Below are 25,555 nucleotides of genomic sequence, written 5' to 3' on the forward strand. Positions count from 1 at the left end.
GCCCGGCGCGTCTCACGGGGTGAGGGCCGGTGCGTCTCACGGGGTGAGGGCCGGCCCGTCTCACGGGGTGAGGGCCGGGCGCCGGCCAGCGGGCCGGAAGAGGAAGGCCGCGCCCACGCCGGCCACCAGACCGACGAGGTGGGCCTGCCAGCTGACCGCGCTGTCGGTGGGGAGGGCGCCGAGCAGCATGGTGCCGCCCCAGATCGCGGCGATCGTCACGCCCACGGCGATGCCGAGGAGCCTGCGCTCCACGAAGCCCCGGATCACCAGATAGCCGAAGAGGCCGAAGACGAGGCCCGAGGCGCCCGCGGTGATGGAGTTCGTCGGGGAGAGCAGCCAGACACCCAGGCCGTCGGCGACGACGATCAGGGCGCAGACGGCGAGGAAGCGGCGGATGCCGCCGAGGGCGGCGACGAAGCCGAAGATCAGCAGCGGCACGCTGTTGGAGGCGACGTGGTCGAAGCCGAAGTGCAGGAACGGGGCGGTGATGATCCCGCCGAGGCCGTCCGGGTCGCGGGCGACGATGCCGTACGCGTCGAGGGCGTGGCCGGTGGCGTGGTCGACGGCTTCGAGCACCCAGAGGGCGGCCACCCAGACGAGCATCATCTTGGCGGCGGCCTTGCCCCGGTCGGCCGAGGTCCAGACGCGGGTGTGCGGTTCGGTCATCGCGACCCCCCTGCGGTCGTGCGCTTCCCCCCGGAAACGTCCGGGACACCTTACTCAGTTCCGCGGGGAGCGGGCCGGATAGGCTCGTCGGTGTGGAGCCGGTAGAGGAACAGCAGCGTCGTCCGTGGGTCGTCGGGGTGTCCGGGGCGTCGGGGACCCCGTACGCCGCCGCCGTGCTGAGGGGCCTGCTCGCAGCGGGGGAGAGCGTCGACCTGGTCGTGTCGCGCGCGTCGCGGCTGACGCTGCTCGACGAGACGGGGATCGCCTTCCGGGACGCGCACTGGCGCGAGGACCTGGCGGCCTGGCTGGCGCGGGGAGCGGACGGGAAGCCGGACACGTTCGCGCCGGACGTGAGCGGCGTGCGGTACTGGGCGGCCGGGGACCTGGCCGCCGGGCCGTCGTCGGGGTCGTACCCGGCGAAGGGGATGCTGATCGTGCCCGCGTCGACCGCCTCGGTGGCGGGGGTGGCGCTGGGGCTCTCGAAGGACCTGCTGCAGCGGGCGGCGAGCGTGACGCTCAAGGAGCGGCGGCCGCTGGTGGTCGCGGTGCGGGAGACCCCGCTGAGCGGTCAGACGCTCAAGGCCCTGGTGGCGCTGGACGAGGCGGGCGCCGTGGTGCTGCCCGCCTCTCCGGCGTTCTACGCGGGGGCGACGCACATCCAGGATCTGGTGGACTTCGTCGCCGGGCGCGTGCTCGACGCGGCGGGGGTGCCGCACGGGCTGTACCGCCGCTGGGAGGGAGAGCTCGGAGGAGGTTCGGGCTCTCGGGGGAATTAGCGCTTCTTCGCCGCGCGCTTCTCGGCGCGGCGCTTCGGCTTGGCCGGCTGGTGGGCACGCGAGCGGTTGGCCATCTCCTGCAGCTCGCGCATACGGGCGTAGGCCATCTCGATCGTGTACACGGTGAACACCACTCCTGAAAGATCGTCTTTGATCTGCTGAAAGATTCACAGGGTGTCGCCCCCTGTGTACCTTAGATTCTATACCTAAACTCGCGGTATCGCTGGACAATGGAAGGCTTCATACCTATGGACGCCGTGGACAGGCAGCTCATCCAGGCTCTGCGCGAGAACGGCAGGGCTTCGTACGCCGAACTCGGCCGGCTCGTCGGGCTCTCCGGCCCCTCCGTCACCGACCGCATCAACCGTCTTGAGGCGGCCGGCGTGATCACCGGCTACCGCGCCACCGTCGACGCCGCCTCGCTCGGTCTCGGCGTCACCGCCCTCATCGGCATCTCGCTGTCCGACGCGGCCGACCACGAGGACGTGGCCCGCCGGCTGAAGGACCTCGCCGAGATCGAGGACTGCTGGTTCATCGCCGGCGACGACTCGTTCATGCTCAAGGTGCGGGCGAACGACGTCGACGGCTTGGAGAAGACGATCCGCCGGCTCTCCGGCACCAAGGGCGTCTCCCGGACCCGTACCACGATCGTGCTCTCCACCAAGTGGGAGAACCGGGTCGGGGATCTGCCGGAAGAGGGCTGAGGGTAGCGTGGGTGGGGCCTGATTTCGGAGATATGGGAGGCGGCCGCACATGACTGCATCTATCCAAGATGTGGGACTCAAGCGCGAGCTGGAGCAGAAGGTGCTCGCCGGTGAGCGGCTGAGCCGTGAGGACGGCATCGCCCTCTACGACTCCGACGACCTGGCCTGGCTCGGCGGCCTCGCCCACGAGGTGCGGACCCGCAAGAACGGTGACGTGGTCCACTTCAACGTCAACCGTCACCTCAACATGACCAACGTGTGCACCGCCTCCTGCGCGTACTGCTCGTTCCAGCGCAAGCCGGGCGAGAAGGACGCGTACACGATGCGCATCGAGGAGGCCGTCCGCCTCGCCAAGGCGATGGAGGGCGAGAACCTCACCGAGCTGCACATCGTCAACGGGCTCCACCCCAACCTGCCCTGGCGCTACTACCCGCGCTCGCTCTCCGAGCTGAAGAAGGCGCTGCCGAACGTCTCGCTGAAGGCGTTCACGGCCACCGAGATCCACCACTTCGAGACGATCTCGGGCATGTCCGCGTCCGACATCCTCGACGAGCTGATCGAGGCCGGTCTGGAGTCGCTGACCGGCGGTGGCGCGGAGATCTTCGACTGGGAGGTCCGCCAGCACATCGTGGACCACCGGACGCACTGGGAGGACTGGTCCCGCATCCACCGCCTGGCGCACGAGAAGGGGCTCAAGACCCCCTCGACAATGCTGTACGGGCACATCGAGGAGCCCCGGCACCGCGTGGACCACGTGCTGCGGCTGCGTGAGCTGCAGGACGAGACCGGGGGCTTCCAGGTCTTCATCCCGCTGCGCTACCAGCACGACTTCGTGGACATGCGGGACGGCAAGATCCGCAACAAGCTCCAGGCGCGCACGACCATGGCGACCGGCGCCGAGGCCCTGAAGACCTTCGCGGTCTCGCGCCTCCTCTTCGACAACGTGCCGCACGTCAAGGTCTTCTGGGTCATGCACGGCGTCCAGACCGCGCAGCTCGCGCTGCAGCACGGCGCGGACGACATGGACGGTTCGGTCGTCGAGTACAAGATCACGCACGACGCCGACAACTACGGCACGCCGAACAAGCTCACCCGTGACGACCTGCTGGAGCTGATCCGGGACGCGGGCTTCCGGCCGGTGGAGCGGAACACGCGGTACGAGATCATCCGCGAGTACGAGGGTCCGGACCCGGCGCGGCGCGAGTCGCCGCAGCCCATGCGGGTCTGACGCCTGCCGCACGTGCCGAGACGGCCGCGGTCGGCCCCTGCGGGGGGCGGACCGCGGCCGTCCGGCTTTCGGACACCTCTTGAGCCGGGGTGGAGGTAATGGCTACTCTCTCGCTATGGCCCTTACGTTCGAGCTGGACCCCCCCGTCACCCCCGCCCTGCGCGACGGCGTGCTGCGCCTGTGGGCGGACGTCTCCAACGCGGGCGGCGCCGTCGGCTTCGTCCCGCCCGTGACCCCCGACGAGATCCGGCCCGAACTGGTCAAGCACCTCGTCGCCATGGTGGAGGGGCGGATGCGGCTGATCGTCGGCTACGAGGAGGACGGCACCGTCGCCGCCACCGCCTTCGTCGCGTACAACGCGCACCGGCTGATGACCCACTGGGTCTGGCTCTACACCGTCATGGTCCACCCCTCCCATCAGGGCAAGGGGTACGGCCGGGACCTGATGGCCGCGACCGAGCGCGAGGTCCGCGGCTTCGGCGGGATCGACGCGATCCGGCTCAGCTGCCGGGGCGGCACGGGCGTCGACCGCTTCTACGCCTCCTGCGGCTACAAGGAGGTCGGCCGGGTTCCGGGTGCCATCAGGGTCGCGGACGGGGACGACCGGGACGACATCCTGATGCTGCTCCCGCTGGATTGATCCCTTTAGGGACATGCTTCACTGGTCGGGCAAACCAGTGGAGCAGAGAAAGGGGCCGTCGTGTCCGAGAACGGGACGGGCGCAGCCACCCTCCGGTACACCCTCATGCGGCTCGGCGTCTTCGCCGGGTGCTTCTTCGTCCTGTGGGGTCTGGTCTACGTCGGCGTGCTGCCCCGTGGCCTGGGCGACTCCAACCTGCTGTGGGTGCTGGTCCTCTCCGTCGTGATCTCCGCGCCGCTCAGCTTCGTGCTGCTGCGCAAGCAGCGGGACGCGATGTCGGAGCGGATCGCGGCCAAGGTCGACCACGCGAAGGGTCGCCTGGAGGCGAACCGGTCGCGGGAGGACGCCGCGTAGCCGTCGTCACACCGACGTCATGCCGACGTAAGTTTGCTCACAGCAGGACATACCCGACCACCCCGGACGGGAGCTTCGAAGGCTCCTGACCGGGGTGTTCTGCGTTTCGCAGGCGAGGAGGCGCTCCCTCACCTCAAAGAAGGGCTTTGAGGTTCTCAAAGTTCAAGTGTTAACGTGTTCGGCGTGAAGACGGCAGTGCGACTCCTCGGCGCCATGAGCAGCCCGCTCGTGGCGCGCCTGCATGTCGATCTGTGCCGCTGTATGTCCGCGGTCTGTTGCCGCGAGCTCTGACCCCGGCATCATGCAGCGGCACGCCTGAGCGCGTGTGCCGCACCCCCCGTCCCCGTATTTCCCGATACGCACCTGTGGAGTGTGTCTGTGTCCGCGTCCGCGTCCGCGCCCGTGACGAAGTCCCCGTCCCGTATACCCAAGGTCCCCTTCTGGGCCCAGATCGTCGCCGGTCTCGTCCTCGGCGTCCTGCTCGGCTGGCTCGCCCGCAGCCAGGACGTCAGCTGGCTCAAGGAGACCCTCGGCCAGGTCGGCGACATCTTCGTCCAGCTTCTGAAGCTGGCCGTCGCCCCGCTCGTCTTCTTCGCGATCCTGGTGTCCATCACCAACCTGCGCAAGGTCAACAACGCCGCCCGGCTGGCCGCCCAGACGCTCGTCTGGTTCATGATCACCTCGCTGATCGCGGTCGGCATCGGCCTCGCGATCGGGCTGCTCACCAACCCCGGCGCCGGCACCGGCCTCACCCCGCAGGACGGCAAGCTGCCGAAGCGCGAGGGCACCTGGATCGACTTCCTGACCGGGATCATCCCCAGCGACGTCATCACGCCCTTCACCGAGCTGAACGTCCTGCAGATCGTCTTCATGGCCGCCGTCGCCGGTGTCGCCGCGCTGAAGCTCGGTGACAAGGCCCAGCCGATCCTCACCTTCGCCGAGTCCGTCCTGGAGCTGCTGCAGAAGGCCCTGTGGTGGGTCATCCGCCTCGCCCCGATCGGCACCGTCGGCCTCATCGGCTTCGCCATCGCCGACTACGGCTGGGAGCTGATCGGCAAGTACGCGACCTTCACCGCCGACGTCTACATCGGCTGCGCGCTGGTGATGTTCGGCGTCTACCCGCTGCTCCTCGCGACCGTCGCCAAGGTCAACCCGCTCCAGTTCTTCAAGGGCGCCTGGCCGGCCATCCAGCTGGCCTTCGTCTCCCGCTCCTCGGTCGGCACCATGCCGGTCACCCAGAAGGTCACCGAGCGCCTCGGCGTCCCGAAGGAGTACGCCTCCTTCGCCGTCCCGTTCGGCGCCACCACCAAGATGGACGGCTGCGCCGCGATCTACCCGGCGCTCGCCGCGATCTTCATCGCGCAGATCTTCGACGTCCAGCTGGGCATCCAGGACTACCTGCTGATCGCCTTCGTCTCGGTCGTCGGCTCCGCGGCCACCGCGGGTCTGACCGGCGCGACGGTCATGCTGACGCTGACCCTCTCCACCCTGGGCCTCCCGCTGGAGGGCGTGGGTCTGCTGATGGCGATCGACCCGATCCTCGACATGATGCGGACCGCCACCAACGTGGCCGGCCAGGCGCTGGTCCCGGTCGTCGTCGCCGCCCGCGAGAAGATCCTGGACGTCGAGAAGTACAACGCGGCCTCCTCGTCCCCCGTGGACGAGCGCGAGCCGCTGGCCGTCGCGGCCTGACCTCGGCCCGACTCCCCTCCGGTTCCCGCGAGTTCCGGCCCCACGTGCCCTCTGCCCCCGTCCGGGCAGGGGGCACGTAGGCTTGGGGCGAGAGGCCGTCGAGTGCGGGGCGGGGCCGAGTGCGGGGGCGGGGCGGAAGGATGTCCGGCGTGGGTGCCACGAAGGCGAAGCGTCTGCCCCGTGCGGTGCGGGAGCGGCAGATGATGGACGCCGCCGTCCGGACCTTCGGGCAACGGGGCTACCAGGCCGCGTCCATGGACGAGATAGCCGAACTCGCGGGCGTCTCCAAGCCGCTGGTCTATCTGTATCTGAACTCCAAGGAAGACCTCTTCACCGCCTGCATCCGGCGGGAGGCGCAGGCGCTGCTCGCCGCCGTGGCCGCCGCGGTCGACCCCCGGCTGCCGGCCGACGAGCAGCTGTGGTCCGGCCTCCTGGCCTTCTTCACGCACACGGCGGAACACCCCGACGGCTGGGCGGTGCTGAGCCGGCAGGCGCGCACGCAGGGCGAGCCGTTCGCCGGCGAGGCGGCGCAGATGCGGGACGAGATCGTGGCGTACGTGGGGACGCTGATCGGGGCCACGGCGAAGAAGACCCACCGCGCCACCCACCGCGACCCGGAGCTGGCCGAGCGGGACGTGGCCGGTCTGTCCCAGGCCCTGGTGGGTGCGGCGGAGTCGCTGGCCGACTGGGCCAACGAGACGCCGGGGATGGGGCCCCGGGAGGCGGCGGCGACGCTGATGAACTTCTGCTGGGCCGGGCTCGGCAACCTCATGAACAACGAACGCTGGTCGCCTCGTTGACCCTGGGGGGTGCCTGGTCGAGCAGCCTCACACCGACAGCTTCACCTCGTGGATCTCGTCGGCCGCGTGTCCCGTACGGGAGTGGATCCGCTGGACGGCCTCGGCCGACGGGCCAGTGGACAGGCAGTACACCGTGCCGGACTCCGGGTCCGCCCACGCCTTCTGGAAGTGCACGCCCTCGTCCTTCTCGATGGCCAGGTCGGCCGCGTGCGCCTCGTTCAGCTGCTCCGCGGTGATTCCCACCATGCCCCGGTGAACATCCATGTACGTTCCCATGGTTCTCACACCTCCACCTCCATGGTGCGCCCCGCACCCGGTCACGGCCAGAGCAGCTCGCGGGCCCAGACCTCGCCCTGCCTGCGGTAGCGCAGCCGCACGTGCCGCCGCTCCTCGTCGCCCTGGAAGAACTCGACCGCGGACGGCTCCAGGACGTACAGCGTCCAGGTCTTCGACTCCGCCTCCGGCTCGGCGTGCGCCCGCTCCCAGGCCGCCGCGCTCGCCTCGGCCAGCGTCTCCAGGGACGGCAGGACCTCGCTCTGCCTGCCGACCAGCGCCGAGGCGAGGGCGCCGGTGGTGCGGGCGTGGAGGTCCGCGTACGCCTCCTCCGGCGTCCCGGTCGTGACCCGGCCGCGCACCCGCACCTGGCGGCCCCGCTTCGGCCAGTAGAAGCCGAGCGCGGCCTCGGGGCGGGCGGCGAGCTGGCGGCCCTTGGCGCTGGTGGAGTGCGAGGCGAAGTGCCAGCCGCGCTCGTCGGCGCCGTGCAGCATGATCGTCCGTACGTCCGGCCGGCCCTCCTCGTCGACGGTGGCCAGGGACATCGTCTGCGGCTCGACGGCCCCGGCCTCGGCCGCCTCGACGAACCAGTCGCGGAAGAGGTCGACCGGCTCGGCCGGGGCGGTGGCGGGGTCGAAGGCGGGCAGCTCGGTGTCCCAGACCCGGGAAGACCGCAGGGCCTCATGGAAACGCGCATCGTTCATGGCGTCCATCATGAGGCCCTGCGGGTGGGTGGAGCGGGTGTCAGCTGGTGTAGTAGCCGGAGATGTCGGCGATCAGATCGACCGTGCCCGCCCGGTTGTAGAAGGTGACCGCGCCGTTCTTCACGGGGACGACCACCAGGTTGGGGACGGTCTGGCCGGCGACGAAGTTGAGGTTCGATGCCGCCGTGCGCTGGGTGCCGTACGGGTAGACGGAGACGAAGCTCGCCGCCGTCGGGTTGGTCGCGGTCACGTTGAGGACCACGGCCGTGTACTTCGTACCGACGCGCAGCGTCACGGTCCCGCCCGGGCCGATCTTCGCCTTCGCCACGCCCGTGCCGTCACGCGTGTCCAGCAGCCGCTTGGGCTGCATGCCGGTGAAGAGCGAGCCGGAGCCCGTCTTGAAGTACCCGGCGACGTCGGCGATCAGGTCGACCGTGCCCGCCCGGTTGTAGAAGGTGACCTTGCCGTCCTTGACGGGGACGACCACCAGGTTGGGGACGGTCTGGCCCGCGACGAAGTTCAGGTTCGACGCGGCCGTGCGCTCCGTCCCGTACGGGTAGACGGAGACGAAGCTCGCGGCGGTCGGGTTGGTCGCGGTCACGTTCAGGACCACGGCCGTGGCGCCGGGCTCGGTGACCGGGAGGGTCACCGTCCGGCCCGCGCCGACCTTGGCCTTCGGCACGCCGATGCCCGCGCGGGTGTCCATCAGACGGTTCGGGGTGACCGGCTGGTACGTGGAGCCCCCGCTGCGCTCGGAGTAGAAGCCGGCGATGTCGGCGATCAGGTCGACGTCGCCGTTCTTGTTGAAGAAGTCGACATGGCCGTTGACGACCGGGACCGTCACCAGGTTCGGAACGGTCTGCCCCGCCTTGAAGTTGAGGTTCGAGGCGCTGGTGCGCTCCGTGCCGTCGGGGTAGACCGAGACGAAGCTGCCCGCCGTCGCATTGGTCGCCGTCACGTTCAGGACCACGGCCGTGACGGTCGTCGAGGGAACACCGGCGACGCCCGTCACCTTCAGCCGCGCCCATCCGCCGGCGCCGAGCTTGCCCTGAGGCACCCCGAGACCGCTGCGGGTGTCCATCAGCCGGGTCGGCGTGAGGGGCTGGTACGTGCTCCGCAGCGTCGTGAGGGAGCTGCCCTCCAGCCGTACGGTGCCGGTCAGCGTCCGCTCGTCGGCGGGTGCGACGCCGCCGACGGGGAGGACCCGCAGCGACCAGGTGTAGTCGCCGTCGGCCAGACCGCGGCCCCGCGTGTCCTCGCCGTTCCAGGTCGCGGCGACGGCGGCACCCTCGCCCAGGTCGCCGCCCGTGCTGCGCACGGTCTGGCCGTGGCGGTCCGTGACGACGAGGCTCCAGCTGCCGACCGGCCGGGAGAAGCGCCAGACGGGGGACCAGGTCACCTGCGGTTCGGCGCCGGCGTGGCCGTCGAAGGAGAGGACCGGCGGGACGGAGGAGTCGAGGGAGGCCATCGGCTGTGGGGCGATGTCGACCCGCTTGACGTGGATGTCGCTCTCGGCGTCGACGTAGGCCACGCCGCCGCCGAACTTGTCGACGGTCCACGTGGTGCGCCGGCCGGAGCCGGACGCGGACGCCGGAAGGTCCGCGAAGTCGGTGGTCACGCCGGTGCCGGCGTTCGTGAGCCTCAGCTTGTCGCCGTCGTGGCGGACGACGAAGCCGTCGCCGAGCAGGGCTTCACCGGTGGGGACGGGGACGCTCTTCTTCGACGTGTGGTCGTAGACGCCGGCCTTGTCGGCGCCGCAGGCCCAGTACAGCCAGCGGCCGACGGCCTGGAGCTCGGTGGGCTTGCAGCCGGAGCCGAGGTCGAGGGGGGTGGAGGTGGCCTTGGTCTTCAGGTCGTAGGAGTTGACCTGGCCCGCGGTGGCGGCGGGCTTCCAGACCTTGGTGTCCCACAGCGCCGCGGCGGAGTCCGTGAGCGTCAGCTTCACGTCCGGCGTCTCGTCGCGGTAGTCCTCCAGGTCGGCGACCCACGTGGTGTCGCCGCCGCGCGCGAGGACGTACCGGCCGGAACCCTCGACCACGTCGCCGGGGCCCGGCAGATCCGCGATCCGCGTCGACCCGGGGGTGATGGGGGAGAGGAGGGCGTTCCCCTGGGCGTAGACCGTGTCGCCGTCACCGAGGGAGGCGAGGCCCGGCCGCAGCACGTTCTGCTTGGTCCGCAGCTTGGCGACGGGGGCCCACACCGCGTTGGTGTCGACGTCGTAGAGACCGGTCATGCCATAGGACTCGGTGTCGGCGAGGTAGCTCAGCCGCCCGCCGCCGAGGGCGATCCCCTGGTACGTCGCCGGAACCTGCGGGATCTTGCGGACGACGGTGGCGTGCGGGACGCCGTCGGCGCCGGCGGTGATCCGGTGCAGGGCCCAGTCACGGGCCTTCGTGCCGCCCGGGACGAGGACACTGCCGTCGGGGGCGATGGCGAAGCCGCCCTCCTCCGCGCGCCACAGCACGTCGGTGACCGTGCCGCCGCCGACCGGGATCGCGCGGACCGCGTTGCCCCGCTCGAAGCCGTTCTGGGGATAGGTCAGGGTGCGCTGGAAGAGCAGCGTGTCGCCGACGACGCTGAACTTCGTGCCGGGTCCCTCGGCGCCGGTCGCCGCGGGCAGCGGCGTCGCCACCGGGCTCGCGGCCGGGGTCGCGCGAGGGACGGAGTGCAGCTCCTCCCCGAAGGACGCGTGTGCCACGACGTGACGCTCCCCCAGGGTGATGTAGCTGGTGGGAGAGATGACGTCCGGGAGCCGCGTCAGGGTGGCCGAGGCGTGGTCGAGCAGGTAGAGGCGAGTGGTCTCGCCCGTCCTGATCCGGAGCACCGCGCCCTTGCCGTCCTGCTTGATGACGACCAGGGGGCCGCTGGCGTCCGGCAGGTCCCGCACCGGCCGCTCCACGGAAAGGCCGTCGGCCGCCGCCTGCCACAGGCTCAGCGAGACCAGCCGTCCCGTGCCGTCCTGGGCGTACGAGACCGTGGTGTCGGCGTTGTACACCTTGGCCCATACCTGGCCGCTCGGGATCGTGATCGCCTTCTGGGCGCCGGTCGCCAGGTCCGAGACGGTGACGGTGCGCGGCTGGTCGAAGGGCTCCGTGCCGATCGTGGCGAAGAGCCCGGAGTGGCCCCCGGCCTGCTCGGCGGTGAGCGGGGTGTCGGTGCCGGTGGCGTAGTCGGTCCAGACGGTGCCGGCGCCCTCCTGCTGGTGGGCGTAACCGGTGGCGCCGGCGTGCTTGAGGATCTCCTCGCGCGGGGTGTAGCGGCCCGGGTCCGGAACGACGATCTCGTTCGACGCGGGTTCGTCGGCGGCGATGGCGGGTGTGGCGGCGCCGCCGACTCCGCACAGGCCGGCCGCGATGCCGAACGCGGTGGCGGCGGCCAGTGTTCTGCGCGTGCGCGCAGGGCGATGCAAGGACTGCAAGGGTGGGTCCCTCCCCATGAAAAACCTGGACCGGCGCGGGGGGACTCGTGAGGACCGGCCCGTACGGCCGTCCCCTCGGCCGTCAGTGCGGCCGCTCCTCCGGCCCCCCGCCGGGACGTCGATCGTAACAGCGGTGCCCACACCCCCAGGAAGGTCTTTCGAACCCGTTCAAACCGCCTCCTGGAGGTGGTCGCGGATCCCGGTCGGCCTCACCGCGCCCAGCGCAGCAGGGTCGTGCCGATGGACATGCCGCCGCCGAACGCGCTCAGCAGGATGCTGTCCCCGCTCTTCAGCGCGCCGCGCCGGTGAACGAGGTCGAGGGTGAGGGGGACGGACGCGGCGCCGGTGTTGGCGGTGTCCTCGACGACGAGGTGGTGGTGGGCGTTGTCGAGGCCGAGGGTGGGGGTGATCTCCCGGAGCATCTGGCCGTTGGCCTGGTGCGGGATGAAGTGGTGGACGTCGTCGGGGGCGGTGTCGGTGTCCCGCAGGATCTCCTTGATGGCCAGGGGGAGTCGTTCGGTGACGAAGTCGCGTACGTCGCGGCCCTTCATGGCGAAGTAGTGGGCCGGGTCGTCCGGTCTGTGGTGGCGGGCGGGCAGTCGGCTGCCGCCGGCCGGGACTTCGATGGTGCGGTGCAGGTCGCCGAAGGTGCGCAGCCGGGTGGCGAGGATCCCCGCGGGCTCGGGCACGGGACCGAGGACCACGGCACCGGCGCCGTCACCGAACAGGACGGCGGTGCGGCGGTCCGTGGGGTTGATGATGCGGGAGTAGATGTCGGCGCCGATGACGAGGCCGTAGCCGTCCTCGGGGACGATGCCGTACGCCGCGTCGAGGGCGAAGAGGAAGCCGGTGCAGACGGCGTTGACGTCGAACGCGGCGGCGTTGTCGGCGCCGATGAGGTGTTGCACGATCGCGGCGGTGGCGGGCTGGGGGTGGTCGGGGGTGGAGGTGGCCACCACGATGTAGGAGAGCTGCCCGGGCCGTATCCCGGCGTCCGCGAGCGCGGCGCGGGCCGCGTGCGCGGCCAGGTCGGAGGTGGCCTCGTCGTCGGCGGCGTAGTGGCGCAGGCGGATGCCGGTCTTGCGCAGGATCCAATCCTCGGTGACGCCGGTACGGGCCGCGATCTCACCGTTGCCGACGGTGCGCGAGGGCAGGTACGAGCCGGTGCCGAGGATGCCGTGCCGGCGAGGCGTGCCGGGGGGTTCTTCGAGCGGGCCGCCCTGGGTGTACCAGATGCCGGAGAGGCAGGGCGAGGTGGTGCAGGACATGGTCGTTTCCCCTCTTGTCGTTTCCCCTCTTGGTGGTGCGGCGTCAGCGGACCGCGGTCGGCGCCTTCGGGGCGGTGGCCTCGACCGGGCGGGCGGCCGCTTCCGCGGTGGCGCGGGCGGCGTGGCGGCGGCCGGCGATGTTGGCGCCGAGGAGCGAGACGATCACCAGGCAGATGCCGGTCAGTTCGGCGCCGGTGGGGGTGTGTCCCTGGAAGGCGGAGACGACGAACGCGGTGACGGGCACGAGGTTGATGAAGAGCACCCCGTTGGTCGGGCCGAGGTTCCGGTTGGCGATGTTCCAGGTCAGGATGGCCACGGCGGTGGCGGGGATCGCGACGTAGAGGATCTGCCACCAGGCGGCCGCGTAGTCTCCGGGGCCGAAGCCGTCGATCCAGCCGGCCGCCTGGCTGACGGCGGTGACGACCAGGATGCTGAGGGTGCCGGGCAGGCAGCTCAGGGCGGTGAAGCGCAGCGGGGACCAGGTGGGGAACTGGGCGGCGCTGGTGGTGTAGACGACCCAGCAGATCACGCCGATGAGGGTGAGCAGGCCGCCGGTGCCCAGGCCGCCGGAGAACACGGCGAGTGGGTTGCCGTTGCCGAGCACGATGGTCAGGCCGACCAGCGCGAGGACGACGAAGGCGAGGGCGAGGGGCGCGGGGGCCTTCCTGGTCCTGATCCAGAGGACGATCACGGTGACCAGCGGCATGGTGGCCACGACCAGGGACGAGCTCTGCGAGGGCATGGATTCGAGGCCCACGTAGGTGAGCAGGTTGAATCCGGCGAAGCCGATCGTGCCGAGCACCCAGAGCTTGGCCAGGTTGCCCTCGTAACGGAAGGCGGCGGAGCCCTCCTTGAGCGCGAGGAGCGCCAGGAAGATGGCGGCTCCGAGGGTGAAGCGGGCGGCCGTGAGGTGGAAGGGATCGAGGTGGTGGTAGGCGGACTGGGCCACGGCGAACATGCCGCCCCAGGCCAGCGCGGTGGCCAGGCCACCGGTGACACCGGTCAGGGTCTTGGAAGAGGACATGACTGTTGTTGTTCCGTCTCGTGGTGGGAGGAGTGGGGGAGGGTTCCTGCCGCGTGGCAGACGCGCGGCGCTTGGCAGGCGTGGCGCGGGTCGGGTCAGGCCCAGCGCCAGGCGTCCAGCTCGATGGAGGACGGGTGGGCGCGCGACGAGCTGGTCAGGATGGCCCAGGTGGCGTCGGCCACGTCCTCGGCGGACAGCATGCGTTCGCGTTGTTCGGCGTCGTACGAGACATGGGCGGCCATGCCGTCACGGAAGTTGGTGTCCACCTTGTCCAGGACGAGGCTGGAGACCTTCACGCCCCAGGGCCGGGCTTCTTCGGCCAGGCACTTGGTCAGCCCCTCGACGCCGTACTTGGACACGGAGTAGGCGAGGGTGCCGGGGGCGGGGCGCCGCCCCCAGATCGAGGACATGTTGACGATGACGCCGTCGCCGGCCTTGCGCATGTGCGGCAGGACGCTGCGGGCCATGAGGAAGTAGCCGGTCAGATTGGTCCGCAGGGTCTGCTGCCACTCGTCGACCGTGCACTGCTCGATGCCGCCGAAGTGGACGATGCCGGCGACGTTGAGCAGGTAGTCGATGCCGCCGAAGCGGTCGACCGCCTCGGTGACCGCGCCCTCGACGGCGTCCGCGTCCGCCACGTCGAGGACGCTGGTGTGCAGGCGTTCGGCCGGCCACTGCTCCCGGCGCAGCGTCTCGCGCAGTCCGTCGGCGCTGTTGGAGTGCAGGACGAGGTTGACGCCCTCGGCGCCGAGGCGCCGGGCCAGGGCGAGGCCGATGCCCCGATCGGCTCCGGTGATCAGGGCCGTGCGGCCGGTGAGTGCGGGCATGACGAACTCCTAGGGGTTGGGAGGGAAGGTCGGGGTGAGGTGGGGACTGGCGGGCCGGCGGGCGCGCCTCGGGGTGGGGCTTGGGCCGCCGCCCCGAGCCGCGCCCGCTGCCGCGGCGTCAGTCGTGGGTGGTGAACTCGGCGAAGTGCGGCCCGCGCAGCTTGAGCTGGGCGTGGATGTCGCCGCCGAGGCCGAAGTGTCCGATCGCTCCGCCGTAGTTCTGCTGATAGCTCATCCACAGCACCACCACGTTGATCACGCGGTTCGCTCCGGGGGTGCCCGGTGCGGGGAAGGGATTGGGCAGGGTGGCCTCGTAGTGGGCCATGCCGTGCCGGTCGCTGTAGAAGGCGTTGGGCACACCCAGCGGGCCGGGCCGGGTGGGCCCGGCGGGGTCCAGGTCGTGTTCCCGTAGCGACATCACCGTGTACACGCTGTCGGGGATCAGCCCGGTGAAGGAGAAGGAGAAGTGGGCGCTGCGCCGGTCGGGGGCTACCGACACCTGGAGCTGGCCTCGGGCCCTGACCCACTGCTCCAGGGTGATCGCCTCCCGCAGGCGCGGGCCGTCGGCCTCCCGCATGTCGGGGATGGGCGCCTGGTGCAGGGGGTAGCTCGGCCGCCGGACCTCGTGCGCGTCCGGACGCTGCTCGGGTGCGAAGAGCATGGGGTAGTTGTTGCACGGCAGCGGCAGCGGCAGCGTGTACAGCTCCATCAGCCCGTCCCGCTCGTCGAGCTCCTCCGGCAGTTCACGCACGATCGTGTACGGCAGGTCCTCGCCGAGCGGCGGAACCGGGCTGTCGGCGGAGACCACCGCGCTGCCCCAGCGGGGCCCGGACTGCGTATTGAGCCGACCGATGACGACGAAGTTGCCGTCCTTGTCCATGACTTCGCTCGGCGGGTACGCCGGGCCCTGCGTGGTGACGCTCAGGTCGTACGAGCGACTCGTCGCAGTCGCCGTGACCGGCGGCGAGACGGGGGCCGTCACTTCTCCACCCGCTCGTAGAACTTGGTGTACAGGCCACGGTCACCGCCGGTGATGTACCGGTCGCCGGCCTGCTGGACGATCTCCTGGTAACGGGGCGAGGTGAAGGCGGTGTTGTACCGCTCCGGCGAGCAGTCGAAGCCCGAGATGAACATGACGCCCGGCGCGCTGCTCAGCACGGAGTGGTACGCCAGGAAGACCTCCGCGTCGTCGTGGCCCCGCACCACGTCGTAGATGGTCTCCTCGCGCCAGGCCCGGTAGGCCTGGTACTGGGCCGGCCTGACCTCGACGTGGCGCATCTGGACGTACCGCGTCGCGGGCAGCGGCAGGTCCGTCGGCTTGGGAGCCTCGACGAACTCGAGCAGCTCGCGGGAGAAGTCCCCCTCCGCGAACGGCGCGAGCTCCTCGAACTGCCGCTGCCAGTCGGTACGCAGGGACTCGACCTCGGTGACGGCGGACAGCGGCGTGAACTCCAGCAGCGAGGTGCCGTCGAGGCTCCGGAAGAGGGCGCGCTCGCGCTCCGGGGTGCCCTGGTGCAGACGGAGCCAGGCGGCGGCGGCCTGGTCGGCCTGGTCCGGCTTGACGGACAGCTCGGACGTCACGATCAGGGAAGCGGACATGGGTGTTCCTCCAAGGAAGCGGTTGAAAGAAGAGGGAGTGAGAACGAAGGGAAGGAGAAGACGCGGGGGCTAGGCCGCCGCCCGCGCGTGGGGTAGCCGCCGCCAGCCGTTCTGTTCGGCGAGGCGCGTCATCTGCGGGTCCTCGCCGACCACGACCGGCACGCCGGCCACCCGGAGCAGCGGCAGGTCGCTCAGGTGGTCCCCGTAGGCGGCGGTGCGCTCGGCCGGGACCCCCCTGCGCTCCAGCCAGGCACGCGCGGCGCGCGCCTTGCCTTTCCCGATCATGGGCTCGGCGATCTCCCCGGTGAGGTGCCCCTGGCGGATGACCACCGGGGCGCCCAGGACATCGCTCGCGCCGAGTTCCGCGGCGATCGGATCGAGACAGGCGAAGAACGAACCCGAGACGAGCACCGTCTGCGTCCCCGCCCGTCGCAACCGGGTGTGCTCGTCGACGGAAGCGTGCAGCCAGAAGGCGCTGTCGGCGCTCTCGTGGGCGAACCACCGCGCGCCCAGGCGGGCGAGGCGGCGCTCCGACTCTCCGGCGTACAGCCGGTAGTAGGCGCGGTTCACGTCCTCGCGCGCCGCCCCCATGGCCGCCATGCCCGACAGCTCCCCGGCCAGTCGCCGGTAGGTGTCCGGCCCCTCGCCCCGGTCCTCCAGGTAGAAGGCCAGGAACCGGAACATGCTCTTGAGGGAGATCAGGGTCTCGTCGACATCGAAGAACGCCACGGCCGGGTCGGCGGCGGCCGCGCGCTCAGACACCGGCAGGCTCCGGCACCAGCAGTTCGGCGGCCGCGTGGGCGACGGCGCGCGCCGCGCGGCGGTGCTCCTTCGGCTTGAGCAGCTGCTCGTCGAAGGCGCTGAAGGTGACGCGGGTGACCGACGCCCGCCTGCCGGCCTGCAGCAGCCCGATCTCCGCCGAGAACCACAGCCGCTCCGGATCATCCACCTTCGCGTCCTGTACGCGGTAGTCGATCCGCGCGTCGAGAGGGAAGAGGAAGTTCTCGAAGTCGGTGTTCAGGGATTCGATGACGTAGTAGTAGTGGCGCCCGGGATGGGCCGAGGCGAAGAACCGCTCGGTGACCGCGAGGAACATCTGCCGCGCCGCCTCCACCGCGACCATGCCCTGCACATGCTGACCGGTCTGGTGGTCGAGCAGCAGCTCGTTGTCGTTGTGCAGGCGCAGGGACGCGCGGAACAGCTGCTCGTCCACCTGGTGCAGGCCGGCGATGAGCGCGTTCGGCTCGCTGCGCTTGTGGCACTCCGCCCGGGAGACCAGCTCCCCCTCGGGCCGTACCAGCCGCACCCGGAACTCGAGGCCGTGCACGCGCACCTGCTCGCGCAGCAGGTGCCACTCGAAGTCGCCCACCCCCTGGCCGGCTCGCACCACGGTCGAGCCCTCCGCGTACCCCCCGGCACGCAGCTGCGTGAGGAACTGGGACACCGTGACGACGCTGTCGTGAGCGGCGAAGCCGGGGAACCGGTCCCCGACGACCACGCGCGTCCGAGGCGCTCCATTCATGCCAAACCCCCTGTGTGTAGTGACAGACCACCGCGGAGGGGCGCCCAGCGCGCCTGTATCCCCCCGTTCCTCCGGGAGTGGCCGTGTCAGTCGTGGCCTCGCCCCGCGGTGATCCACACGCTACGAAGATCGACACGGCAGATGCAACCATCTAGTTGGTTCTTTACCGTGTCTTGAAACCAACCAGATGGTTCTTTGAAACTAACCAGATGGTTGGGGCGTCTCGTATGGTGAACCCATGCAGACAGCGAAGAGCCAGATCACCCGGCGCAAGCTGCTCGACGCGGCGCGGAAGGAGTTCGCCCGGCACGGCATCGCCGGCGCGCGCGTCGATCGGATCGCCGCCGCCTCGTCCGTCAACAAGCAGCGCCTGTACGCGAACTTCACCAACAAAGAGGGGCTGTTCTCGGCCGTCATCAGCGACGCCTACGAAGACCTGACCCGCCAGGTCCCCGTGCCGGACACCCTCGAAGCGGCCCGTCGCTACGTCGGCGACATCTTCGACTACCACGCCAAGGACCGCACGCTCGCCCACCTGATCGCCTGGGAGGGCCTTTACTACGGCGGCCAGGACTTCCCCGACCGGGAGGCCCGCGCCGCGTACTACCGGGACAAGTGCGGCACCTTGAACGAAGCCCTGGGACGGATCGGCCTCACCGAGACCGCGCACCTGGTCCTCACCCTGATCGCCATCGCGACCTGGCCCTACGTCGCCGAACAGCAACGCGCGCTGCTCGCCCCCGAAGGCGAGGGTTCGGTGAGCCTGCGGGAGACCCTGATGCGTCAGGGCAGGGCCGTCGTCGAAGCCACCGTCGCCCAAGCGGCGCAGCCCCAGCAGTCGCGGCCGACGGCCGTGGAGAGTGCCTGATCCGCTGACAGGGCGCTCCACCGGCGCAGGCGACGGCGCCCCGCCGTGGCCTGCGCCGGGCGCGCCGGTGCGGCGGGCGGGGTCACCCCCGTCCCTGCGCAAGTCAGCCCCGGCCGAGGACCACCGTCCCCGACGAGCAGAACCAGCCGCCCGTCCCCGACGCCACGGCCAGTTCCGGCAGGCTCCCGTCGGTTCGCCGCACCTGCGCGCCCGGCGCCTCCCCGCGTAGCTGCCGTACCGCCTCCACCAGCAGGAACAGGCCCCGCATCCCCGGGTGGCAGGCGGACAGGCCGCCCCCGTCCGTGTTCACCGGCAGCCCGCCGCCCCCCACCGTCAGCCGGTCCTTCCCGACGAACGCCCCGCCCTCCCCCTTCGCGCAGAAGCCCAGGTCCTCCAGCGTCACCAGCGTCATATAGGTGAAGGCGTCGTAGATCTCCGCGAGATCGATGTCCTCCGGCCGTACCCCCGCCCGCTCGAATGCGAGCCGCCCGCTGACCTGCGCCGGGGAGACCGTGAAGTCCTCCCACTCCGACATCGTGGTGTGGGAGACGTGCTCGCCCGTGCCGAGGATCCACACGGGTGGCTTCGCCGTGTCCGGTACGTACTCCTCGGCCGCCAGCAGCACCGCGCACCCGCCGTCGCTGCGGACGCAGCAGTGCAGCTTGGTGAAGGGGTCCGCGATCATCGGGCCGCTCAGGACCTCGTCCACCGTGATCGGCTCGCGGAACATCGCCTCCGGGTTGGGGGCGGCGTTCGCGCGCGCCTGGACGGCGACCTCGGCGAGCTGCTCCAGGGTCGTGCCGTAGGTGTGCATATGACGGCGGGCGGCCATCGCGTACTTGGCGACGAGCGTGTGGCCGTAGGGGGCCTCGAACTGCAGCGGCCCGCGCGCGCCGAAGGAGAGGTTCGAGGTGCGGCGCCCGGCCTTGATGTCGGCGCGGGCGGTCGAGCCGTAGACGAGCAGGACGGCTCCGGCGTGACCGGCGGCGATGGCGTCGGCGGCGTGGCCGGCCATCACCTCCCAGGTGGCGCCGCCGACGGCGGTCGAGTCCACCCAGCGGGGGCGCAGGCCGAGGTACTCCGCCACCTCGACCGGCGCGAGGGCGCCGAGGCCCGCCGAGCACAGGCCGTCGATCAGCGAGCGGTCGAGCCCGCTGTCCGCGAGGGCGCGGCGGGCGGCCTGGGCGTGCAGGGCGTAGGGCGTGGCCGCGTCGACGCGGCCGCAGTCGGAGAGGGATATGCCGACGACGGCGACGCGGCGCCCGGAGCGGTTCCGTGAAGTGGTGGGCATGAATCTGACGGTACATCAGATAAGTCGAAGCGGTGGCGGGTTGCCGGGTGAGATCCGCCGTCCCCGGCTCTGTGCTTCCGAGTCGGTCCGCCCTGACATGACGGCCCGTCAGTTACGGAGGGGGAGCCCATGCACGCCGCCGTCACCGGAGAGCAGTACGAGATCCGACGCACCCTGCGGGATCTGCGGGACCTTCTGGCAGAGAAAGCCGGGCCCGGCGAGAGGCGGGCGGCCGTCGCGAGCCCCGAGGGGTACGACACCGGCCTGTGGCACCGGATGTCCACCGCCCTCGGACTGCCCGGCCTCACCCTCCCGCAGGAGTACGGCGGCGCGGGCGGCGGCCCCGCCGAACTGGCCCTCGTCTGCGAGGAGACCGGTCGCGCCCTGGCCCCCTCGCCGCTCCTGGCCACCACCGTCCTCGGCGCCCCGCTGATCACCGCACTCGGCACCGCCGCGCAGCGCGCCGCGCTCCTGCCCTCCTTGGTGGACACCTCCCTGACCTGCGCTCTCGCCGTGCCCGGAGGCTCGCTCGCTCTGGCTCTCGGGCTCACCGGCGACAACACGGACGGCGCCTGGGCCGGCGGCGGCCGCGCCGGTGGCGTGCAGGCGCGGCTGTCCGGAGGGCGGTGGCGGCTCTACGGGGAGGCGGCGCGGGTCCTCGACGGGCACAGCGCCGGCCTGCTCCTGGTCGCCGCGCACACCGGGGGCTTCACACGCGGCCGCACCCTGCTCTTCCTGGTGCGCGGGGACGCGGCCGGGCTGCGGCGCGGGCGGCAGCCGGCGCTCGATGCCACTCGACCCCAGGCGACCGTACAACTGCGAGACGCGGAGGGTGAGTTGCTGGGCGAGCAGCCCGCCGACGTGCCCGGGGCGCTCGCCGGGGTGGGGCGGACGGCGGCGGTGATGCTGGCGGCCGAGGCGGTCGGCGCGGCCCGGGCGGCCCTGGACCGCACCGTCGAGTGCGTCGGGACACGGGAGCGGTTCGGCCGCCCGCTCGGCTCCCTCCCGGCGGTCGAGCAACGGCTGCCCGACCTGTACGTCCAGGTCGAGGCGGCGCGCTCGCTGACGTACCACGCGGCTCACGAGCCGGCGGCGGGCGGGACGGGCGGGCTCGCACTCGCGGCCGGTCTGGAGGCGCTGCGGGCGGTGGCGGGGGAGGCGGTCCGGCTCCATGACGGGGCCCATGGCGGGACAGGCTCCACCGGGGAGCACGAGGCCCACCTGTACGTCGAACGGGCGACGGGGGGCGAGCTGCTCTTCGGGCCGGTGCGCGCGCTGCGGGCCCGGGCGGCGGAGGGGGCGGGGCTGTACGCCGTACGTGACGTACCGGGCGCGGATCGGAGACCAGGCTCTTTCGCCTGACAACGCGCGCAGGGCCTTGGGGCGAGTCCTGTCCGGACAGGGGAACGCCGGTGGCGGTCTCTCGGACGGGACCGCCGCCGGCGCGACAGGACGGGTGAAGGGAGGGCGCGGGTTACCTCGTCGGCTTCTTGCCCGTGATGCCGAGGTGGACCAACAGCGCCAGGTTGGGCTTCAGTTCGTTCTGCTTCACACCCCAGGTCTGGAAACCCTTCTGGTGGCCGGCCACCGCGGCCAGCATCGCCACGAGCGAGCCCGCCATCGCGGCCGGGCTGACGTCCTTGTCGACCTTGCCCTTGGCCTGGAGCTCCTTCACCGTGTCGGTAAGGGAGTTGGTGACCGAGTTCAGGATCTTCATACGGATCTTGTAGAACCGTTTGTCGCCTTCGGCGGCGCCCAGGTCCACCACCCGCAGGATCGCGTCGTGCTTGCGCCAGAAGTCCAGGAATCCTTCGACGAGTTCCTCGGAGGTCTGCCAGCCGGCCTTGCCGACCCAGGACCGGCCGGAGACCAATTCGGTCAACGCCGCGCCCTCCTTCGCCATTTCCTCGGCGATCTCGAGGACGGCGCCCTCCACGTCGGGGAAGTACTGGTAGAACGTCGCGGGTGAAGTGCCCGCCTTCCGGGCCACGTCGATGACCTTGACGTCCCGGTACGGCGAGGAGCTGAGCATCTCGCTGAGGCAGTCGAGCAGCTTCTGCCGCGTCGCCTGGCCTCGTCGTCCGGCCACGCGGCCGTCGACCGTGCGTACTTGTCCTGTCATGCCGTCAGCTTACCGACGGGTGATCGGCGCGCGATTCGGCCGACTGCAAATGGGGTGCACCCCTCCTCCGGGCTCTCCCCGGCCACTCCTGAAACCCTCCCGGGCGTCTCCCGGGGGAGGGGGCGGGGAGTGGCGCACCCGAATAGGCTTATTAACAGCCTGTGGACAACTTCGGTGGACAACCCAAGGAAATCAAGGGTCACCGGGGTCATTCATGCGCATATCTTCTATTTTGAGGCGTGCGGGGCGGACCCCGCCGCCCTAGCGTGGAGCCATGGCCGCATTCACAGAGGGCACCCCCTGCTGGGTGGACGCGCAGCTCCCCGATCTCGAAGCGGGGAAGCGGTTCTACGGCGAGCTCTTCGGCTGGACCTTCGACCCCGACCGGGACGAGGCCCTCAGCGACGGAAAGCGCGTCGCCGGTCTCGTACCGAAGCGGGACGGCCGGATGCCCACCACCTGGACCGTCTACCTCGCCACCGACGACGCCGGTGTGCTGGCGGCCCGGATCAAGGCGGCCGGCGGCCAGATGGTGATGGAGCCGTACCCCGTCGGACCCTTCGGCGTCATGGCGCTCGCCGCCGACCCCGGAGGCGCCGTCTTCGGACTGCGGCAGGCGGGTGACGACGACGGCTTCGAGAAGACGATGCTCCCCGGGTCCTTCTGCTGGATGGAGGTCTATACGAGGGAGCCGGACAGGGTCGACACCTTCTACGCCACCGTCTTCGGCTACCTGGGCCGCCAGGTGGAGGCGGCCGAGGAAGGCAGGGAGAGCGGCTTCGACTACCGCGTCTGGTCGCCGCCCGGCTCCCGCCCCGGCGACGACGCGTCCTTCGGCGGCCGGGCCGTGCTGACCGACGCCTTCCCGGCCGAGATGCCGGGCCACATCCTCGTCTACTTCGCCGTCCGCGACTGCGACGAGACCTGCGACACGGCCGTACGCCTCGGCGGCCGCGTCACCAACCCGCCCTTCGACACGCCGCACGGCCGGATCGCCGTCCTCCACGACAACCAGGGCGCCCGCTTCGCGGTCCTGGCCGAGCCGGCGGAAACGGCGGAGCCGGCCGGTCCCTCCGAGGAGCGCACCGCCGGAACCACCGCGGAATCCACCGCCGGAGCCACCACGCGAACCACGGCCGACGCCGCGACGGAAGCCATCCCCCGGGCCACCCCCGGAGCCACCTCCCGCCCCGGCGGCGAGCGCGCCGCCGGGAGAACCGGCCAGGCCGGGGATATGACCTGAGACACCCCGATCCGCCCCCGGGTTCGCAACCACCGCCTCGGACAGGAAGAATCAGGGCCACGGGGCCGTATTCTCATGGCCCGTACGGGGAGGTGGCAGGCAAGTGGAGCAGCTGACGCAGCACGACCCGAGACGGATCGGGCCCTTCGAGGTGCTGGGCCGGCTCGGCGCGGGCGGTATGGGTCTGGTCTATCTCGCACGCTCGGCGTCCGGGCGGCGCGTGGCGATCAAGACGGTGCGGACCGAACTCGCCGAGGACCAGCTGTTCCGTGTCCGTTTCACCCGCGAGGTCGAGGCCGCGCGGGCCGTCTCCGGGTTCTACACCGCGGCCGTCGTCGACGCCGACCCCCGGGCGGCCGTGCCCTGGCTGGCCACCGCGTACGTCCCCGCGCCCTCCCTCGAAGAGATAGTGAACGAGTGCGGGCCGCTCCCGGCGCAGGCCGTGCGCTGGCTGGCCGCCGGTGTCGCCGAGGCCCTGCAGTCCATCCACGGCGCGGGCCTGGTCCACCGCGACCTCAAGCCCTCCAACGTCCTCGTCGTCGAGGACGGACCGCGCGTGATCGACTTCGGCATCGCGTCCGGCGTCTCCAACACCCGGCTGACCATGACCAACGTCGCCGTCGGCACGCCCGCGTACATGTCGCCCGAGCAGGCCCGCGACTCGCGCAGCGTCACGGGCGCGAGCGATGTCTTCTCGCTCGGCTCGATGCTGGTCTTCGCCGCCACCGGCCACGCCCCCTACCACGGCGCCAACCCCGTCGAGACGGTGTTCATGCTGCTCAGGGAGGGCCCCGACCTGGAGGGGCTGCCGGACGAGCTGCGGCCGCTCATCGAGTCCTGCATGCAGACGGATGTCGCGCGCCGCCCCAGCCCGGCCGATCTGCAGGCGCAGCTCGCACCCCATCTGTTCGGCTCGGGCAGCGACGACAGCGGTACGGCCTCGGCCTGGCTGCCGGAGCGCGCCACGGCCATGATCGAGCACCGGCGCGGTGGCCGCCCCAGCGTCGCGGCGCCGGCCGCCCCGCCCCCGGCCCCGCCCGCACCGCCGCGTCCGCCCCGGCCGGCGCCGGAGTGGAGCGGCGACCCGCGCGGTGGCCAGGCAGGCGGCGGGCGCCACGCGGCTCCCGCCGAGTCCGCCGGGCCCGTACGGCTCGCCGGCGGCACCGTCCCGATCGGCCCCGGCCCCCGGGTGGCCGACACCCGGGCCGCCGTCGGCGCCGACGCCGGCCCGGCCACCGGCTGGATCCGTCCGCCCGGCGGCGGTGCGAACGGCGCCGAGCCCGGCCCGCGGCCCGGCTCGCGTCCGCTGCCCTCGCCGTCCGCGGCCGCGGCCCCCGAGGCCCCGCCCGCACCGGCTCCCGCGCCCGAACCCGGCCACTGGCGGCCGTGGCGCTTCCGGATGTCGAACGACGTCTGGGGCACCCCGGTCGTCGCCGGCGACCTGCTCTACGTCACCTCCTTCGAGGTGCACGCGCTCGACGTGGCCAGCGGCCGCCGCCAGTTCAAGACCCGGGACGTCGCCTGGTCCATGGCGGTGTCGCAGGGCCGTATCCACGCCTCGGACGGGCCGTCGCTGTACGCGCTGGACGCGTCCGACGGCGCCGAGCGCTGGCGGGTGCGGACGGACGCGTGGGTGTACTCCCTGAAGGTCGACCGGGGCACGGTCGTCACCGGCACCCGGGGCGGCGGGGTCCAGGGCTGGGAGGCGTCCAACGGCGCCAAGCTGTGGGAGATCACCGGCGCGCAGACCGACTTCGAGACCCCGGAGGCGGGGCCCGCCGTGCACGGCGACACCGTGTACGTGTGGCGGGACGCGCGGCTCCAGGCCCTGGACGCGCGGACGGGCGTGGAGCGCTGGTCGTACCCGGTCGGGGACGCCGCCTCCTGCGGCAGCGTGCCGGTCCGGGTGGCGCGGGCGGAGGACGGCTGCGTGTACGTCTCGGCCGGTACGCGCGTGCTGTCGATCGACGTCACCAGCGGGCACGTCCGCTGGCACTTCGAGGCGCCCGCCGTCTTCCTCTCGCCGCCCGCCTTCGCCCCGGGGCCCGCCGTCACCGGCGGCGGTGTCTACCTCGCCGACTACCTCGGCACGGTGTACGCGCTCGACGCCACGACCGGCCAGGACCGCTGGCGGATCGCCACCGAGTCGCGCCAGTCGATCGAGCCGGTCCTGATCGCCGACGGCAACGTGCACGTGGGCAGCGGCAGCGCGCTGTACACGCTCGACGCGGTGACGGGGACGCCGAAGTGGCGGTTCGCGGCGGGCGGCGAGCTGATCGGCGCGCCGGTCGTCGCCGACGGCCGGGTGCACTTCGGCTCGGCCGACCACGTCCTGTACACGCTGGACGCGACCGGCGGGCAGCTGCGCTGGAAGCTCGCCACCGGCGGCGAGATCACCGGTTCGCCCGTGGCGCGGGGCGGGGTCGTGTACGCGTGCAGCAAGGACCGCTGCGTGTACGCGCTCGACGCGGTCAAGGGCACGGCGACGGGGCGGGGAGCGGCGGCACCGCGCGTGTGACCGGCAGGCACACCCGCC

Annotated in this window: 25 protein-coding genes; 11 read left to right on the plus strand and 14 right to left on the minus strand. The window is 71.6% G+C overall.

Annotated elements, in window-relative coordinates; translation table 11 throughout:
* Nucleotides 1-60 precede the first annotated feature (60 nt).
* On the minus strand, nucleotides 61-666 hold the full coding sequence (locus ACIRB4_RS20410) for a rhomboid family intramembrane serine protease (RefSeq protein ID WP_403293080.1): 606 nt from the start codon (nucleotides 664-666) through the stop codon (nucleotides 61-63).
* A gap of 92 nt (nucleotides 667-758) precedes the next feature.
* Between ACIRB4_RS20410 and ACIRB4_RS20415 the strand changes: the two genes are divergently transcribed.
* Nucleotides 759-1,442, plus strand: a complete 684-nt coding sequence (locus ACIRB4_RS20415) for a UbiX family flavin prenyltransferase (protein WP_403293082.1) — start codon at nucleotides 759-761, stop codon at nucleotides 1,440-1,442.
* Here ACIRB4_RS20415 and ACIRB4_RS20420 read toward each other — a convergent pair.
* Complete coding sequence (locus ACIRB4_RS20420; protein WP_403293084.1) at nucleotides 1,439-1,576, minus strand: hypothetical protein; 138 nt, start codon at nucleotides 1,574-1,576, stop codon at nucleotides 1,439-1,441. The two genes, ACIRB4_RS20415 and ACIRB4_RS20420, sit on opposite strands and share 4 nt — an antisense overlap.
* A 114-nt stretch (nucleotides 1,577-1,690) precedes the next feature.
* On the opposite strand from ACIRB4_RS20420, the gene ACIRB4_RS20425 reads away from it, so the two are divergent.
* The 6 genes from ACIRB4_RS20425 (at nucleotide 1,691) to ACIRB4_RS20450 (ending at nucleotide 6,860) form a co-directional block, all read left to right on the plus strand.
* Nucleotides 1,691-2,146 carry an Lrp/AsnC family transcriptional regulator gene (locus tag ACIRB4_RS20425; protein ID WP_031013392.1) on the plus strand — a complete coding sequence of 152 codons (456 nt, stop codon included), beginning with the start codon at nucleotides 1,691-1,693 and terminating at the stop codon, nucleotides 2,144-2,146.
* A gap of 49 nt (nucleotides 2,147-2,195) precedes the next feature.
* On the plus strand, nucleotides 2,196-3,374 hold the full coding sequence (mqnE, locus tag ACIRB4_RS20430) for an aminofutalosine synthase MqnE (protein WP_403293086.1): 1,179 nt from the start codon (nucleotides 2,196-2,198) through the stop codon (nucleotides 3,372-3,374).
* Between the two features lie 115 nt (nucleotides 3,375-3,489).
* On the plus strand, nucleotides 3,490-4,014 hold the full coding sequence (locus ACIRB4_RS20435) for a GNAT family N-acetyltransferase (protein WP_403293088.1): 525 nt from the start codon (nucleotides 3,490-3,492) through the stop codon (nucleotides 4,012-4,014).
* Between the two features lie 60 nt (nucleotides 4,015-4,074).
* Nucleotides 4,075-4,368 (plus strand): DUF4229 domain-containing protein, encoded by a 294-nt coding sequence (locus ACIRB4_RS20440; protein ID WP_403293090.1) that lies wholly within the window; start codon nucleotides 4,075-4,077, stop codon nucleotides 4,366-4,368.
* Between the two features lie 372 nt (nucleotides 4,369-4,740).
* Nucleotides 4,741-6,060, plus strand: a complete 1,320-nt coding sequence (locus ACIRB4_RS20445) for a dicarboxylate/amino acid:cation symporter (protein ID WP_403293091.1) — start codon at nucleotides 4,741-4,743, stop codon at nucleotides 6,058-6,060.
* Nucleotides 6,061-6,209: 149 nt separating this feature from the next.
* A complete protein-coding gene (locus ACIRB4_RS20450; protein WP_403293093.1) occupies nucleotides 6,210-6,860 on the plus strand; it encodes a TetR/AcrR family transcriptional regulator in 651 nt (216 codons plus the stop codon).
* Nucleotides 6,861-6,887: 27 nt separating this feature from the next.
* Here ACIRB4_RS20450 and ACIRB4_RS20455 read toward each other — a convergent pair whose 3' ends face one another.
* The 10 genes from ACIRB4_RS20455 to ACIRB4_RS20500 all read right to left on the minus strand — a co-directional run bounded on the left by ACIRB4_RS20455 (nucleotide 6,888) and on the right by ACIRB4_RS20500 (nucleotide 17,495).
* The gene (locus ACIRB4_RS20455) at nucleotides 6,888-7,136 is read right to left on the minus strand and encodes an SCO4226 family nickel-binding protein (protein WP_403293095.1); all 249 of its coding nucleotides are present in this window, start codon (nucleotides 7,134-7,136) and stop codon (nucleotides 6,888-6,890) included.
* 41 nt (nucleotides 7,137-7,177) lie between these two features.
* On the minus strand, nucleotides 7,178-7,846 hold the full coding sequence (locus tag ACIRB4_RS20460; protein ID WP_403293096.1) for a pyridoxal 5'-phosphate synthase: 669 nt from the start codon (nucleotides 7,844-7,846) through the stop codon (nucleotides 7,178-7,180).
* Nucleotides 7,847-7,877: 31 nt separating this feature from the next.
* Entirely contained in the window at nucleotides 7,878-11,246 is a 3,369-nt protein-coding gene (locus tag ACIRB4_RS20465) for a FlgD immunoglobulin-like domain containing protein (protein WP_403293098.1), read from the minus strand.
* 218 nt (nucleotides 11,247-11,464) lie between these two features.
* Nucleotides 11,465-12,523 carry a 3-oxoacyl-ACP synthase III family protein gene (locus ACIRB4_RS20470; protein ID WP_403293100.1) on the minus strand — a complete coding sequence of 353 codons (1,059 nt, stop codon included), beginning with the start codon at nucleotides 12,521-12,523 and terminating at the stop codon, nucleotides 11,465-11,467.
* A 43-nt stretch (nucleotides 12,524-12,566) separates the two neighbouring features.
* Nucleotides 12,567-13,547 carry a DMT family transporter gene (locus ACIRB4_RS20475; protein WP_403293102.1) on the minus strand — a complete coding sequence of 327 codons (981 nt, stop codon included), beginning with the start codon at nucleotides 13,545-13,547 and terminating at the stop codon, nucleotides 12,567-12,569.
* A gap of 95 nt (nucleotides 13,548-13,642) precedes the next feature.
* The gene (locus tag ACIRB4_RS20480; protein ID WP_403293104.1) at nucleotides 13,643-14,374 is read right to left on the minus strand and encodes an SDR family NAD(P)-dependent oxidoreductase; all 732 of its coding nucleotides are present in this window, start codon (nucleotides 14,372-14,374) and stop codon (nucleotides 13,643-13,645) included.
* Between the two features lie 118 nt (nucleotides 14,375-14,492).
* The gene (locus ACIRB4_RS20485; protein ID WP_403293105.1) at nucleotides 14,493-15,356 is read right to left on the minus strand and encodes a hypothetical protein; all 864 of its coding nucleotides are present in this window, start codon (nucleotides 15,354-15,356) and stop codon (nucleotides 14,493-14,495) included.
* The gene (locus ACIRB4_RS20490) at nucleotides 15,353-15,973 is read right to left on the minus strand and encodes a hypothetical protein (RefSeq protein WP_403293108.1); all 621 of its coding nucleotides are present in this window, start codon (nucleotides 15,971-15,973) and stop codon (nucleotides 15,353-15,355) included. The genes ACIRB4_RS20485 and ACIRB4_RS20490 overlap by 4 nt, the downstream gene beginning before the upstream one ends.
* Nucleotides 15,974-16,042: 69 nt before the next feature.
* Complete coding sequence (locus ACIRB4_RS20495; protein WP_403293110.1) at nucleotides 16,043-16,735, minus strand: HAD family hydrolase; 693 nt, start codon at nucleotides 16,733-16,735, stop codon at nucleotides 16,043-16,045.
* On the minus strand, nucleotides 16,728-17,495 hold the full coding sequence (locus tag ACIRB4_RS20500) for an AfsA-related hotdog domain-containing protein (protein WP_403293111.1): 768 nt from the start codon (nucleotides 17,493-17,495) through the stop codon (nucleotides 16,728-16,730). Before ACIRB4_RS20500 ends, ACIRB4_RS20495 begins: the two co-directional genes overlap by 8 nt.
* Nucleotides 17,496-17,733: 238 nt before the next feature.
* Here ACIRB4_RS20500 and ACIRB4_RS20505 point away from each other — a divergent pair, with 238 nt between their 5' ends.
* A complete protein-coding gene (locus ACIRB4_RS20505) occupies nucleotides 17,734-18,363 on the plus strand; it encodes a TetR/AcrR family transcriptional regulator (protein ID WP_403293113.1) in 630 nt (209 codons plus the stop codon).
* A gap of 103 nt (nucleotides 18,364-18,466) precedes the next feature.
* On the opposite strand, the gene ACIRB4_RS20510 is transcribed toward ACIRB4_RS20505, so the two are convergent.
* On the minus strand, nucleotides 18,467-19,654 hold the full coding sequence (locus ACIRB4_RS20510) for a thiolase C-terminal domain-containing protein (protein ID WP_403293115.1): 1,188 nt from the start codon (nucleotides 19,652-19,654) through the stop codon (nucleotides 18,467-18,469).
* Between the two features lie 129 nt (nucleotides 19,655-19,783).
* Between ACIRB4_RS20510 and ACIRB4_RS20515 the strand changes: the two genes are divergently transcribed.
* On the plus strand, nucleotides 19,784-21,016 hold the full coding sequence (locus ACIRB4_RS20515) for an acyl-CoA dehydrogenase family protein (RefSeq protein ID WP_403293117.1): 1,233 nt from the start codon (nucleotides 19,784-19,786) through the stop codon (nucleotides 21,014-21,016).
* Between the two features lie 112 nt (nucleotides 21,017-21,128).
* Here ACIRB4_RS20515 and ACIRB4_RS20520 read toward each other — a convergent pair whose 3' ends face one another.
* Complete coding sequence (locus ACIRB4_RS20520; protein WP_403293119.1) at nucleotides 21,129-21,776, minus strand: TetR family transcriptional regulator; 648 nt, start codon at nucleotides 21,774-21,776, stop codon at nucleotides 21,129-21,131.
* Between the two features lie 274 nt (nucleotides 21,777-22,050).
* Between ACIRB4_RS20520 and ACIRB4_RS20525 the strand changes: the two genes are divergently transcribed.
* Together ACIRB4_RS20525 and ACIRB4_RS20530 are read left to right on the plus strand one after the other, a co-directional pair.
* Entirely contained in the window at nucleotides 22,051-23,019 is a 969-nt protein-coding gene (locus ACIRB4_RS20525; protein WP_403293120.1) for a VOC family protein, read from the plus strand.
* Nucleotides 23,020-23,122: 103 nt separating this feature from the next.
* Nucleotides 23,123-25,537, plus strand: a complete 2,415-nt coding sequence (locus tag ACIRB4_RS20530; RefSeq protein ID WP_403293122.1) for a PQQ-binding-like beta-propeller repeat protein — start codon at nucleotides 23,123-23,125, stop codon at nucleotides 25,535-25,537.
* The last annotated feature ends 18 nt before the right edge of the window (nucleotides 25,538-25,555 follow it).

It is taken from the genome of Streptomyces sp. NPDC093600, from assembly GCF_044764755.1.
In the GTDB taxonomy this organism is placed as follows: Bacteria; Actinomycetota; Actinomycetes; order Streptomycetales; family Streptomycetaceae; genus Streptomyces.

Excerpts from the sequence above, each read along its gene's own strand:
- ACIRB4_RS20510 (WP_403293115.1), bottom strand. The coding sequence starts at position 19,654 with ATGCCCACCACTTCACGGAACCGCTCCGGGCGCCGCGTCGCCGTCGTC.
- ACIRB4_RS20460 (WP_403293096.1), bottom strand. The coding sequence starts at position 7,846 with ATGGACGCCATGAACGATGCGCGTTTCCATGAGGCCCTGCGGTCTTCC.
- ACIRB4_RS20490 (WP_403293108.1), bottom strand. The coding sequence starts at position 15,973 with ATGTCCGCTTCCCTGATCGTGACGTCCGAGCTGTCCGTCAAGCCGGAC.
- ACIRB4_RS20525 (WP_403293120.1), top strand. The coding sequence starts at position 22,051 with ATGGCCGCATTCACAGAGGGCACCCCCTGCTGGGTGGACGCGCAGCTC.
- ACIRB4_RS20425 (WP_031013392.1), top strand. The coding sequence starts at position 1,691 with ATGGACGCCGTGGACAGGCAGCTCATCCAGGCTCTGCGCGAGAACGGC.
- ACIRB4_RS20520 (WP_403293119.1), bottom strand. The coding sequence starts at position 21,776 with ATGACAGGACAAGTACGCACGGTCGACGGCCGCGTGGCCGGACGACGA.
- ACIRB4_RS20475 (WP_403293102.1), bottom strand. The coding sequence starts at position 13,547 with ATGTCCTCTTCCAAGACCCTGACCGGTGTCACCGGTGGCCTGGCCACC.
- ACIRB4_RS20505 (WP_403293113.1), top strand. The coding sequence starts at position 17,734 with ATGCAGACAGCGAAGAGCCAGATCACCCGGCGCAAGCTGCTCGACGCG.
- ACIRB4_RS20470 (WP_403293100.1), bottom strand. The coding sequence starts at position 12,523 with ATGTCCTGCACCACCTCGCCCTGCCTCTCCGGCATCTGGTACACCCAG.
- ACIRB4_RS20435 (WP_403293088.1), top strand. The coding sequence starts at position 3,490 with ATGGCCCTTACGTTCGAGCTGGACCCCCCCGTCACCCCCGCCCTGCGC.
- ACIRB4_RS20480 (WP_403293104.1), bottom strand. The coding sequence starts at position 14,374 with ATGCCCGCACTCACCGGCCGCACGGCCCTGATCACCGGAGCCGATCGG.
- ACIRB4_RS20410 (WP_403293080.1), bottom strand. The coding sequence starts at position 666 with ATGACCGAACCGCACACCCGCGTCTGGACCTCGGCCGACCGGGGCAAG.
- ACIRB4_RS20515 (WP_403293117.1), top strand. The coding sequence starts at position 19,784 with ATGCACGCCGCCGTCACCGGAGAGCAGTACGAGATCCGACGCACCCTG.
- ACIRB4_RS20500 (WP_403293111.1), bottom strand. The coding sequence starts at position 17,495 with ATGAATGGAGCGCCTCGGACGCGCGTGGTCGTCGGGGACCGGTTCCCC.
- mqnE (WP_403293086.1), top strand. The coding sequence starts at position 2,196 with ATGACTGCATCTATCCAAGATGTGGGACTCAAGCGCGAGCTGGAGCAG.
- ACIRB4_RS20455 (WP_403293095.1), bottom strand. The coding sequence starts at position 7,136 with ATGGGAACGTACATGGATGTTCACCGGGGCATGGTGGGAATCACCGCG.